Origin of the sequence: Colwellia sp. 12G3 (genome assembly GCF_002836775.1) — a bacterium.
Lineage (GTDB): Bacteria > Pseudomonadota > Gammaproteobacteria > Enterobacterales > Alteromonadaceae > Colwellia.
The window spans coordinates 251,144-264,802 of the sequence record NZ_PJAQ01000065.1 but is presented as its reverse complement, the minus strand read 5'-3'; the positions used below and the strand labels follow the sequence as shown (position 1 = coordinate 264,802).

Below are 13,659 nucleotides of genomic sequence, written 5' to 3'. Positions count from 1 at the left end.
CCCAAAATAAAGAGGGAGACTGCCTACACTGTTGCTTCCCCTTTGAAATCATCGGAGCGGCCAACAAAGGACTTCTTCAATTCACTCAAGTATTTTGAGGCTCTTTAAAGTAAAGGCGTAGCACGGGCATTAGGAGAATATGTATCGTGCATTTTCTTATAAGTCACATCCATGTGACGTCTGCATTGCCTAAGAAGGTACATACATTAGCGTTATGCACTACAAAGCGTTGTTCAAGCAGGTTTGGTGTTTTTTTTATCTATGAGCTTTATTCAATCATTGATTAATTATGGTGTCGATTATCTGCACCTCAAGCAAGGAATATTGACTTCTTAGCTTGAGGTGTTTAAAAAAAAGAGAGTAATAATAACAATAAACTTATGCTATTTGACCTGAACAGTTGAATAACTTTATCCCTTAGGACATTTATATTTCACGAATATATACGTTGCCGTTGGTGGTTTTAATTTTCACACTATGTTGTCCATCATTTAGCATAGTTTCACCATGTAAGAATTTTTTTGGTGTTCCTGAAGATGTTTTTTTATCGCTTGTTGATAACGGTAAAGGAAAGTCAGAATCTACTTTATAATCACCATTCGTATCAGCCGTATAAGCAATCTCTACTTCTAGATTCATTGAATAATTTTTAGGTAAATAAAGCCATACGTCACCCAATCCTGTTATTAGTTCGATGTTTCCTGATTGTATTGTCTCATTTGAAATTTTGACTTCGATATCACCCGCATTAGTGCGTGCGCTCACCTCGCCACTATCTAACTGAATGTCGATAGAGCCACCGCCAGTTTCGGCAACAACATATTTGGTAGCGTCCTGAATATTGATATTGCCGCCACCAGTTTTAACATTTACGCCTTCAGGTGCACTCGTTACTTGCACGCTGCCACCTTTGGAGTTAATAACGACTGAACCATTATTGTAATACGAAGAAGCATTACAAACTTTCAAGCCGCCACTCAAACCGGATACTCTTATGTTACCACCGTTTGAGGCCAAGCAGAGTTGGGTGTACTGCGGTACTTTTAAATCAAATGAAAGACTCATATCACCGCTTTGTAGTGCTTTTGATGAGATTTTTAAACCGGACTTGTTTTCATCAATACTTATACCAATCACACAAACTAAGTGATCATTTCTATTTGTTAAAAGTAATAATTACTGCGTTATTTATTTAATAATTAGAACAACTAGTTAGTTAAATAAATGCCTTGAACTTATCACTTTTTCCTACGTATAAAATAGGTCACTTAATTAATGTAATTGGTATTATTTTGTAGTTGTCCAAATTTTGAGGCGTATCATCGTATTTAATTTCTACTTTTTGCTTGTCCCAAACTTTGATATTAATGTCAGCACCTGATTGTAAATCTAGACTTATCATTTTATTTGAACCAAGTTCTACTAAGTGATTCTTAGCAGCTACTGCATTACTCACATAGCCTAATGACAAAATCGTTGCACAAGTAACGCTTATAACGCTAGTTAAAACTTTCATATTATTCAATAACTTCATTGCTTATCTCCATATTTTGAAACTGTTGCTGATTATAATTGGCGGAATGCTTTCAGCCTGACTGTACGCATTTTTAATCATTCAATGTAGCTAGGGCAATGAACATGCCAGATGAAAATCATCTTTAATTCGTTGTTTTTATTTGTATTTGTTTTTAGTTTGGAGGGAGGAGTGTACGAACGGACACATTTACCGTCCGGTACTGTCCATTAATACGGTAAGTGGACACACGTGATAAGGCTTAATTGCTCTTTAGTGCCAATTAAATCAATAACTGCCCACCAAAATGGTAAAAGATGAGAGCGGTCGTTCCCCTTTTTGTGTAGTCGCCACCGCGACGCCAGCAGGAAAAAACTCAAGTTTATGCTGGAGGCACCAAACAAATGAGCGTTCGGATGTTTGTCATTACGAATAGCTAGCCCCGGTAAACCCTTTCTATTTGTAACGTTTTATTTCAATGTTACATTTCGTCGCAAAATAAATGTATCTTATCTACTCTTTCTTAAGGCTAGACATCTTTATGTTAATAATGCTTTAAATTCTGCAATTAATTACTATTTGGATGGGAAATGAACTTAACCCGTGCCGCTTTAAAAAATCCTGCTGCTGTTATTGTCATTGTTGTTTTGGTCATGGTGTTTGGATTAATGAGTGTTTTCAAACTACCTATTCAATTGACACCTGACATTGAACAGCCACAAATTAATATTTCTACTGGTTGGCCAAGTGCTGCACCTTCAGAGATGGAATCGGTAATCATTGAGCCGATCGAAAATGTGGTTAAGAATACCCAAGGTGTGACTAAGGTTACTACCAATATTCAACGTGGTTTTGGCAATATAACTCTCACGTTTGATGTGGGTGCTGATATGCAAAAAGCCATGCTTGATGTTATTAATAATCTTAACCAAGCACCACCTATACCCCTTGATGCCATGGATCCAATTGTATCTGCTGGCGGTGGCAGAGGTGGTCCGAATACCGCTTCTTTAATGATTAAAACACTGCCCAGTAATCCAGCACATGATTTAGGACAATATCAAAAGCTGATTGAAGATGTCGTTCGTCCTCGATTTTCTCGTATTCCTGGCATGGGACAAGTTAATTTACAAAGCCATCGTCCTAGAGAATTGAGAATCACATTTGATCCACTTCGAACCGCTTCATTAGGTTTATCACTGTCAGATATCAGTTCAACAATTTCACGCGCTAATGATGTGTCGGCTGGTGTTGCAAATGTTGGCAGACGACAATACACAGTGCGATTTTCAGGGCAATACGATGTCACTAACTTAACTGAAATGATTATCGGCTACAGTGGTGATCGCCCTATCTATTTAAAAGATATCGCCACAGTTGAGAATACGCTGGTGGATCGCTTTGGTTTTAATATGCGAAACGGGCAGCCTTCCTATTATTTCACTTTGAAACGCCAAAATGATGCTAATACGGTAGCGTTACTTGATGAAATTAATATTGCCATTAAAGAGCTTAATGAAGGACCGATGAAAGAAGCAGGTTTAGTTATTGAGTTAAGCTTTGATGCATCAGTACATATTCGTAATGCATTGAAGTTAGTACAGAATAATCTTGGTTTAGGCATAGTGTTAGCGTTAATCATTCTTTGGTTATTTTTACGGGGTTGGAAAAGTATTTTCATCATAGCGATAACTATTCCTATCTCGTTAATGGTTGCCTTTGTTGCACTTGCCATTTTTGATCGTAGTTTAAATGTTATCTCATTAGCAGGCTTGGCTTTTTCTGTTGGCTTGGTGTTAGATGCCGCCATCATAGTGCAAGAAAATATAGTGCGGCTGCGCGGTTTGGGCATGGATGGCAAAAAAGCCGTTATGCGCGGTGCGTTGCAAGTTACTGGTGCATTGTTTGCTTCTACAGCCACGAGTGTCGCCATATTTTTACCTATTCTATTTATGGCTGGTATTGAAGGTCAGTTGTTCTCTGATTTAGCTCTGACACTTTCTATTGCTGTAATAGCCTCACTAGTTACCGCTGTTACTATTTTACCTATTGCTAGCCAGTATTGGCTTAAGTCCCAAAATGACATTGATCCGTTTTCACATTACTGGGAAAAATTAACCCGTTTAGTCATGCGCTTAACAAGTACTCAAACTAAACGGCTTAGTTGGATTTCGTTGTTGTTGGGTGGGTCTATTTTAGCTATCACTTTATTGATACCCAAAACTGACTTTATGCCTCGTGCACCGATCGATGGCTTCTTTTTCAGCTTAAATATGCCGCCAGGTGGTAATGTTGATTTTATTGAAAAAGAAATGGCATCGTTAGTAAAAGACCGATTAGCCCCTTATCTCTCAGGTGAGAAATTACCGAAAATAAAAAGCTATAATTTTTACTCTTTTGGCTCAGGGGCCACAGGCGGCTTTATCTATTCTGCCGACCCAAGCCATGTAGAAGAGTTGATGGAAGTCATTCGAACTGATGTTTTAGGTGGACTTCCTGATACGCAAGTTTTCTTGTTCAGAGGATCAATGATTAACGTGTCAGGTGGTGGCAATGGTCGAACGGTAGAGCTTAACGTGCAAGGGCCTGATATTGAGAGCTTAATGTCTGTCGCACAAGTAGGAATTGATGCAATTAATGAAGCAATGCCTAATACTACGGCATTTCCAAACCCAGGATTGAGTTTATCTGAGCCTGAACTAAAACTAGTGCCTAATGATCAACGAATAACACAAGCGGGCTTAACGCGTCATGATGTCGCTAATGCCATTCGTGCCTATACCAGTGGTTTATTTATTGGCGAATATTTTGATGGTAATGACAGAGTAAATGTTATTTTGCGAGGTGAACAATGGCAGACACCTGATGAGTTAGCTGCTTTGCCAATTCATTCACCTCTAGCAGGTATCCAAACCATAGGAGAATTAACATCTCTTTCAAGAACCGCAGGGCCAACAAGCCTAAGACGTGTTGATGGGAAAAGAACTATTAGTATTCAAATATCCCCCCCAGCTACCATGTCTTTGGAAGAGGCTTTAGCTGCAATTAATGAAAAAGTTATTCCTAAAATGAATGAAAAATTGCCTCTTGAAGCGTCCATTCAGCTTAGTGGTAATGCAAATAAAATGTCCGCAGCAATTAACGATATGATTAAAAACTTTGCTTTGGCATTAGTTATCCTCTTTTTGTTAATGACGGCATTATTTAAATCACCTAAAGATAGTTTATTAGTGTTATTGGTTATGCCATTAGCTGTTGCTGGTGGTGTTGTTGGTTTAAATTTATTGAATTTAGTGACCTATCAGTCTTTAGATTTATTAACCATGATTGGTTTTATCATTTTGCTTGGATTAGTAGTCAATAATGCCATCTTAATTGTTGATCAAACGAGACAGGCTGAAAGGGAAGGTTTATCAAGAACAGATGCGGTAGCTCAAGCGATTCGTATCCGCGCCAGACCGGTATATATGAGCACATTAACGAGTTTGTTTGGCATGTTGCCATTAATGCTAATGCCGGGTGTTGGTAGTGAAATATACCGAGGTCTTGCCACTGTGATTGTTGGTGGCATGTTCATCAGTGCAATTTTCACCTTGGTGTTATTTCCAAGTCTATTAAGGCTAGGTGAAAAAGCATTGAATGATAAGAACACTTAAAATAATAACGTTGAAGATTTACACGTTGCAGCACAAGCAAAACCATCATTACAAGCCAGCATTAGTTTAAAGCGTGGCTAGGAGCAAATTATGTTAAAAACAATGACTTTGAAAAAAACTATCTCAACAAAACCCTTTAAAAGCTTATGGAAAGATACGTTTAAAAGCAGTGTGATTACTTCGGTTGTCTGCGTACTATTTGCAAGTCAGCTATCGTATGCTGCTGATGCACCGCCAAGCCCTGTGGAAGTAGATACAGTGACTGAAATTTCGCTAGCGGCAACGGCCGATTTAATGGGAACAGTACATAGTCGTTCCTATGTAAATATAACGGCAAGTGTTAATGGGCGATTAGAATGGCTACAAGAACCTGGTGTGATGGTAGCAAAAGGTGATGTGTTAGCTAAAATGGATTTATTGCCATTACAGTTAAAGCAGGCTGAGCAAAAAGCACAAATTAAACGCGCTAGTATTAACTCGCAGTATTTTAATAATGAATTAAAGCGTTTACAGAAATTAAAAAAGACCAATTCAACCTCACAATTTCAATTAGATCAAACCAAATCACAGTATGAATTAGCACAAGCTGATAGTGAAATTGCGAATTTAAAATTACAACAAATTGAAGATCAATTACAAAGAGCAACAGTAAAAGCACCTTTTGACGGAGTGGTGACTGAGCGTGTTGTTCGTGCAGGTACCGATATCAGTCGTAGTGATGTTTTATTAAAGCTGCTTGATACTAAACATTTAGAAGTGCGTTTATATGTACCCGTTAAATATTTAACGTATGTTCGCAAAGGTCTTGAGCTGAATTTGCAAGCAATAGGTCAAAAAATATCAACCAAAGTAACGTCAGTGATCCCTAATACCGATCCTCGCTCTCAAACATTTGAAGTAAGAATCCAGATACCTGAACACTTAAATGAGTTTTGGACAGCAGGTCAATTAGTCAAAGTTACCGTGCCAATTCAAGGTGCACACCCTAGTTTAACTATTCACCGAGATGCGTTGATTTTACGTAAAGAGGGCATTTTTGTTGTTAAAGTTGATGATGAAAACAAAGCACATCGTTTGTTAGTGAAAGTGGGTAAAGGTACGTTGGATAGAGTAACTATTTTAGGTGATTTACAACGTGGTGATAAAGTTGCCATTCGTGGTGCTGAAAGGTTAAAAGAAGGACAAAGCGTGCTTGTTCAGTAAGCTATGCCGTTGTTTTATAATGAAATAAAGCGCAATCAACTAACGACACACAGGTTGTCTTTTAGCAGCCAGAGACCAATACATGGGGTCAGAGAAAATTTAAAGGTAAACACTAGGGCAGCCAACACTATTTGAATAAAGGGCATCCTAGTTATATTTTTACCTAGTTCATGCCATGTTTGATAACTAGCTCCTCTGTATTGATATAAAGAGAGGAGCTAGCAAATACTGAGGTTGTACGCTTTTTATTTAACCGTTGATCTTTGGGTGATCAATACTGGCTCACCATCAATCACCAATTCAAAGGTAACATCAATCGCACTAGGTTTAGCTACTGCGCCTGACTTTAGCGTGAACTTGTTAGTAAACTGGCGGATCTCGTACGGCGCCATGGTAACTTCTTCTTCAAAATATGAGCTTTCATAGATATCAGAAGGGTAGGCTTGCACCATTATTTTACCTTTAGTTGTCCCCGCATGTGGTCCTCTAAATTCACTGGTAATTGATACTTGGTTATCAGTCACTTTTGCTTCATCGACAATTGCCATTGATGACCAAGGGTATACTCGTGCACCTTGTTGCTCAGTTAACTCAATGCACTGCCCTTGCCACTCAATAACGGCTTTGGCATTTATCGCTTGTTTACTTGCTCGAGTCGTCGCTGTAGTCACTAAGTCTTGCATTGTTTTATCGCCACTTGCTAACACTAGCTCTTTACTTAATGCTTTATTCCCTTGTTGAGTCACTGTGATTTTTGCATTCGCAACGGAAGCACCTTGATTACGCAAGACGGCTGAAATTACTTGCTCACCATTTGCTTTTTCTTGTCGCCATTCTAAGCGAAGGTGTAAACCTGAAAGCTCTTTTAAGGCATGGTTAATTTTATCTTTACTAGCACCTGAATTAACAATAGCAGCAACTAAACTTGCGCTGGCGCTATTAAGTTTATCTAACGAGGCTAATTGCGTTGCACGATCTTTTGGCGTTGCTGCCACCATAAATTCATACATAGTAGTTAATTCATTAGGCACCTTGTCACCCAAGCGCCACATTGCTCTAAATAAACGACTAATAGCGCGATCTGCAGGGTTTGCCCAGGGATTAACTTCCAGATTTGTCGTTAAGTCTCTAGGCACAGGATTAAGATCTCTGCCTTCGTCAAAAAACGCGGTTAGTCTATGCTCGGCATTTTCAGCCAGTATCGCCATATTTCTATCTAGCAGCTTTGTTCGTATCGCAGTTGATATTGAAAATTTCTCTTTATATGTACTGTTTTCAGAGTTAAGTACCATGAATAAATGATCATCATTAATGGTAACCGACAAACCTAACTTAGGTTTTTTCTGTGACTCTAAGTCAGCAATCATTGCTACAGGTAAAGAGTAACTAATACCTTCGCCACCTAAAGACTCTGCATTGATAACAAGGGTATTACCCTTCACAATTTTTATTTGCAGGAGTTCATCTTCATCAGGTTTATAAGATTTTTGTTTAAATGTGCCTACTTTTTTGTCGGCCGTTAATCTTTTTTGGTTTTCTTCGCTGATTTTCAGACCTAAACCAATACCTGCATGACCACGGTGTAAATGATCAGGCAAGTAGTCAATCGCTAGTGATAACGTTGGGTTGTCAACACCACGGGCAGGTTTAGTAACCAAAGACGACATTTCTGGTAAAGGTTGGTCAAATTTAAATGCGTTATAAAATGGCTGTTGTCCCGGCTTTAATCGAACATCCATACGAGGAGCACCATGTTCATAACTATTATTTAATACCCGTACCCATAGTTTATTACCGTCCTGCTCCCAAGGTCCGGCAGCAGCATTAAAAGTTTTATCAATACTGGCAACAAACTCAGCAAACTCTGCTTCAACTTTATTCCAATCGCCAAAAATATCCATCATCAACTGGTGTGACAATGCTTTGCCATCACCATAATCAGATTGACGCATGGTGGCCATTTCATCACGGTAGGCTTTAAATTTATGAGATCTATCTGCATCGTCCAACATAAAGTGAACAATGAGAAAATTAATCCCACGATAAAGTTGCGGGTTATTGGTCATATCCTCAATTTTTGGACTATTTAGCGCTTCATATTGTTTTAAACCTAGGCGTATATAATCCATCGATGATGCGCGATCAAATACCATCACTTTTAATTGTTTTTTCTCAGGATCGTAATAATGATGAGCCAAGGCATCTGCGGTACCTTCGGTAAACCAAGTAGGCAACCAACCAGGGTAATCCATTAACGACATTTGAAAGACATGCCCTTGTTCATGCACAACAATGTATCGTTGATGTTGCTCGCGCGCACTCGGGAAACTATAACCCACAAGGTTGTAGAACATGGCTTCGCCACCCGCGCTGATACCTCGCGTTAAATTATCGTCGGTAACAAATATTTTCGTTTCACTTTTACTTGAACCGTACACGGCCGCCATGCGTTTATTTTCTAAATCTGGTGGTGTCATGCCAAATAATTCAATGTAATGCGGAAATGAGCTTTCTAATAGCTCCATATACAAGACAACCTGATCTTCTGGTCTATTACTTTTAAGGGCAAAATGTTTACTTACGTACCAGTCAAAACCAGGGGTATTATTTACCCTGCCAGAACTGTAGGTATAAGGGATATTTTTACCCACCTTAACAACTTCGATACTATTTAGCGTTGTCACGCGGCCACTGGTAGTAATATCAACGTTCATTTCAGACGGATGAGGTATTGTCTTTGATACGGGAATTAATGAGCCTTGCGGTATGGTTAACTCTGCATAGCTTGCTTTAGAAAGAGTAGGAGATGTTTCTGTGGTGCTATTACAGCCAGATAAAATCGCGCTGGCTATAACCAGTGATAACAACGTTGGTTTTAAGTTCATACTTAACCTGAAAATGAGTGTTAAAAGATGGAATACACTATATAGGTATATTGTATACATTCAAGTCTGATAAGTAACTGCATGTTACATAATTGCAGTAAATATCAATAAACTCGCGAAGAAGAACACGATAGGGTATGACTATAAACTATAATAAAACAGTAGGTTACATTGATTTTGATGTGATTTTTGCCAGTACTAATTAGGCAGGCTAAATTTAATTCATTTGTCACTGGCATGACGTTAACTAGCTGAAAGCATAGACTGTATCCATTTTTTTATTTATTAGCACCTCAGCGAACAAACGAATTATTTAATTAACTCAAGTGTTATCGAGGTAACAGCAAAGACCAGGTAAACCTAGGCAATTAGTCTCGAATATTGCACATTAACGTTTAAAAAGTGAGCTTTTGCGCTATTACTCATTTAGATATCACTTCACTATTAAAAAGGATGAATAGAAAAGGAATTAGCAAATAGGTCGGTACAATTGATATGTATCACCTTTATTATTTGCTTAAAGGCGAAATCATAACAACCTACTGGTTGAACGAAAAATCAAATACTACCCAGAGTATTTCTGCTTAAAGTAAACCATTTCACATTTATTTCACTTACTTTTATTTAAGCTAGTGCTAACGAAATTAAAGGAGCAACACGCATGCTTAAGAAAATAGTCATTATCTCAGTCACCTTAATTGTTCTAGTAGCGGGTTCATTATTTGGCGCTAAAACTTGGGTCAAAAGTTTATTACCTGAAAAAGCACACTTTGTAGCGATAAAGAAAACACAAGTCAGTGATTTACCCTACGTTACCCAAAATATTCCAGCGTACAGAGGTAAAATTTTAGCCGTGGTTACTAGTGTTGATAAAATGGGGGAAGATAAAGATACTGGTTATGAACACACTGAACTCGCTCGTGCTTACTGGGTGTTTACGGCAAATGGTTTCAACGTTGATATCGCTAGTCCAAAGGGAGGTAAGCCACCGGTAGTGATCGATGGGGAGGACATGGGATCCTATGACTATGCTTTTTTAAATGACGACGCTATTCAACAAAAAGTGGCAAACTCTATTGCACTGGCAGACGTAAATCCGAACGATTATGAAGCGGTATATTTTGTCGGTGGAAAGGGCACTATGTTTGATTTTCCTGATAATGCTCATGTGCAAAATATTGCCAAAACACTGTATCAAAACAACAAAGTAGTCAGTGCTGTATGCCATGGTCCTTCAGCACTTGTTAACGTTGTATTAGATAATGGCGAAATGCTACTTTCAAACAAGAAAGTCAGCGGTTTTACCAACGATGAAGAACTTTTATTAATTCCTGAAGCGAAGAAAATATTTCCCTTTTTACTTGAAGATAAATTGATTGAACAAGGCGCCCAATTTCAGGCAGGTACGACCTATTTAGAAAAAGTCACTCAAGATGGAAAATTAATTACCGGTCAAAACCCTTGGTCTGTATGGACATTAGCGGAAAAAGTAGTGGCTGAACTAGGTTACCAACCTAAAGCTAGAGAATGGACCGCTGAAGAGCATGCGGTTGAGCTTTTAATGACCTATGATTCACACGGTTTTGCTGCAGCAAAAGAAGAACTAAAACAAAAACCACAAGCTTATCAACGTATTCTCATTGTGATGCACAGTATTTTAGCCTTTATGCAGTTCGATATCAGTAAAGGCATTGACCTGTTAAGTTTGGCAAATCAACTAAAGCAGTTGCGTTAACGCTTATACCAACCTAATAATTCTCTTTGGCTTATTAGGTTGCTTTTTCTATTCACTGAGCTGGAATAATAAAATAAACGGGGCCAGAGTGAATGTAGAGGATTGGCGGCGATGGGACGCTTAGGAAGGCATCAAACGCCAACTGAAATATCGAATCAATAGAATTATCAACCGTCAGGGGCAAACTTGGTCTTCCACCAACGAATGGTTAATGGCACTGAAATATTTAACATGAAGCAAGTCAGCATTAAGGTATAAAAGGCTTCTACTGAGATTATTTGGTATTGAACAAAGGCAATATTCATTACCACAAAAGCAAGTTCAGCACGGCCTAACATGCCAAAACCTATCATTAAGCTCTCGGGCCAATTAAAGCCCCCCGTGAACCGCGCTGCCAGACTTGCTGAAGATATTTGACCGATAAATAACGCGATAAATAAGAATAAAGATTCAGGCAGTACGGAGAAGAATATTTCAAGGTCAAAAATAAGTTTAGCGCCTAAGGTGATAAAAAATACTGGACCAATCCAGGTAAAAGCAACGTTATCAATCATCTCTTTAGCTTGTTGATAAAAATCAACTTGTTGCTCTTGATGAAAATCAAAATACTCACGATGAACAACTAAGCCTGCCATATAAGCGCCAATTGCGGGGTGAAAGCCAAATTCATGGGCAAGTAAACCGACAGTGACCGCAATAAGCATTAATGACAAAATAGTGTATTCGCCTTTGCCCATGGATAAAAGCCCGCGCAAGTTGATCTGACCAAGCACTGGGATTTTCTTCAACAATCCTTGGCTGGCCGGAAAAAGCCAATTACCAATAATTACCACCATGACGAAAAAGGCGATAGCTTTGCCTAACACCCAAGCAATACCAGAGAATGTCGCGGTGGCTTCTCCTGTTGCAATAGGCACCATAATTGCCACTAAAGCAAGCGAGCCAATATCGTCTAACACCGCAGAGGTCATTATGCCTGTTGCTGCTGGACTGCCATGTAAGCCTTCATCTTTAAGGGATACCATGGTTAAAGAAACCGCGGTTGCGGTCATAGCTAAGCCACACATTAAAGCGGTATTGTGATCTTGCCAGTAATAAAGGGCAGTAAAGTAGGCGATAACAAAAGGGGCTATTGCGCCAAAAAGTGCGATGCCCCAACTGCGTTTGATACTGCAGATAAAGTTATTGGTATCTTCCTCAAAACCTAAAGCAAACATAATAACGATGATACCGAGGTCGGCAAAGTCGGTAATAAATACCGGCATTTCTTTTGGTAAAATAGTGGTGTTAACTAAAATGATGCCACAAAATAAATACCATAAAACAGGGGTTAACCTTGTCTTATCAGCAAGATAAGCAGCGATGAAAACACTGGCCCAAATAATGGCTAAAATTGTAAGATCATGCATTTTTTGGGTTTAGCTCCAAGTAAAAGAAGTTATCAATATAAAAACAGGCAGATAACTACCTGCCTGTTTTTTAAACCATTCACTTAGTTATAAACCATATTTTTAAAAGATTACATATCAAAAAAACAAACTCGCTATATCGTTGTGCTGGGTCAATGTTCTCAATTTTTATCGCATTAAAAGGTTGTTTTTGTAGTGAACTATTTTGTTCAACATCGAAAAATATGAGGAACACCTCAGTACTATTTTATTTCCCAGCCTGTTCGTCGATAGACTCTTTTATTTTTTGGAGGAGGTCACGACGAGAGCAAGAATAAAGGTGTAATAAAATGGGGCTGAGTAGTTAACCTGAACTCTGGATAAGCAGCACTTGCTCAATATTCCCTTTTATCCCATTCTCAGCGTTAAAACGTCGATAAATAGCCAGCTATTCATAAACGTTTTGCCTTGATAATAGAATAGAATGAAACATTGATAGTGGATATAGCAACCTTGACCTTGTTATACCTTTGTTTTATAGGATAAATCAGTCTCTTCGCTTAAATATCAAGCACTCATTATCCAGAGTTCAGGTTAGTTATAATTATCTGTCTCGGTGGGAGAAACTGCTGTTTTTCAGGGACGACATTGCTTAATCAATATCGCAGGTATTACGCTAAGCACAAAATTGATGATTTATGTTTTCACTGTTCGAGTGCTATGGGATTGCCAAGGGAATAATTTACTAAAATGTGTATGTATTCCGCCTTAGACTGCATGTGCCATCACGACTCGAAACACTCTAAGTCGGCAAATAGAGCCCCTGTTTAGATATTTGCATCATCATTTTAGGATTGTCTACTTCGGTAAAGCCAAATTTTTTGTAAAGCCCGTGTGCATCTCGAGTACATAACATGAAGCGCCTTAATCCTTGCAGGTCATTATGTTGCATAACAAAACTCACAAGAGCACTACCTAGGCCAAGGTTTTCATAGGCTGGCAAAATAAAAACATCGGCCAGATAAGCAAATGATGCCTTGTCAGTGGTGACTCGCGCAAAGCCAATTTGTTGTCTGCTAATTTCCTGCCCATTTTCCTGCGCGTTAAGGTACAACCCAAAACACAATGAATTGGCTATCGCCCGATCGATAAGCTCGCTAGATATTCCCTCGGACCAATATGACGTTGTTAAGTAATCATGAATGACACTCAGCTGCAAATTGCTTTTATCATCACATAATAAGAAAACCTCACCTTGAATATTAATTTCTTTTTGCAT

General features: G+C 38.7%; 8 protein-coding genes. 3 read left to right on the top strand and 5 right to left on the bottom strand.

All coding sequences use genetic code 11. The annotated features are described in order from the left end of the window. Nucleotides 1-426 precede the first annotated feature (426 nt). Both CXF71_RS14240 and CXF71_RS14235 read right to left on the bottom strand, forming a co-directional pair. Entirely contained in the window at nt 427-1,137 is a 711-nt protein-coding gene (locus CXF71_RS14240; protein ID WP_101233620.1) for a DUF4097 family beta strand repeat-containing protein, read from the bottom strand. 127 nt (nt 1,138-1,264) lie between these two features. Continuing rightward, on the bottom strand, nt 1,265-1,534 hold the full coding sequence (locus tag CXF71_RS14235) for a hypothetical protein (protein ID WP_101233619.1): 270 nt from the start codon (nt 1,532-1,534) through the stop codon (nt 1,265-1,267). Nucleotides 1,535-2,103: 569 nt separating this feature from the next. On the opposite strand from CXF71_RS14235, the gene CXF71_RS14230 reads away from it, so the two are divergent. Beyond that, nucleotides 2,104-5,169 carry an efflux RND transporter permease subunit gene (locus CXF71_RS14230; protein ID WP_101233618.1) on the top strand — a complete coding sequence of 1,022 codons (3,066 nt, stop codon included), beginning with the start codon at nt 2,104-2,106 and terminating at the stop codon, nt 5,167-5,169. A 90-nt stretch (nt 5,170-5,259) separates the two neighbouring features. Beyond that, on the top strand, nt 5,260-6,372 hold the full coding sequence (locus CXF71_RS14225) for an efflux RND transporter periplasmic adaptor subunit (RefSeq protein WP_101233617.1): 1,113 nt from the start codon (nt 5,260-5,262) through the stop codon (nt 6,370-6,372). A gap of 245 nt (nt 6,373-6,617) precedes the next feature. Here CXF71_RS14225 and CXF71_RS14220 read toward each other — a convergent pair whose 3' ends face one another. Then, nucleotides 6,618-9,257, bottom strand: a complete 2,640-nt coding sequence (locus tag CXF71_RS14220; protein WP_101233616.1) for a hypothetical protein — start codon at nt 9,255-9,257, stop codon at nt 6,618-6,620. Nucleotides 9,258-9,918: 661 nt separating this feature from the next. On the opposite strand from CXF71_RS14220, the gene CXF71_RS14215 reads away from it, so the two are divergent. Next, entirely contained in the window at nt 9,919-10,992 is a 1,074-nt protein-coding gene (locus CXF71_RS14215) for a type 1 glutamine amidotransferase domain-containing protein (protein ID WP_101233615.1), read from the top strand. Nucleotides 10,993-11,159: 167 nt separating this feature from the next. On the opposite strand, the gene CXF71_RS14210 is transcribed toward CXF71_RS14215, so the two are convergent. Together CXF71_RS14210 and CXF71_RS14205 are read right to left on the bottom strand one after the other, a co-directional pair. Continuing rightward, entirely contained in the window at nt 11,160-12,401 is a 1,242-nt protein-coding gene (locus tag CXF71_RS14210) for a cation:proton antiporter (RefSeq protein ID WP_101233614.1), read from the bottom strand. Between the two features lie 781 nt (nt 12,402-13,182). Then, nucleotides 13,183-13,659: a GNAT family N-acetyltransferase gene (locus CXF71_RS14205; protein ID WP_101233613.1), complete on the bottom strand. Its 477-nt coding sequence runs from the start codon at nt 13,657-13,659 to the stop codon at nt 13,183-13,185.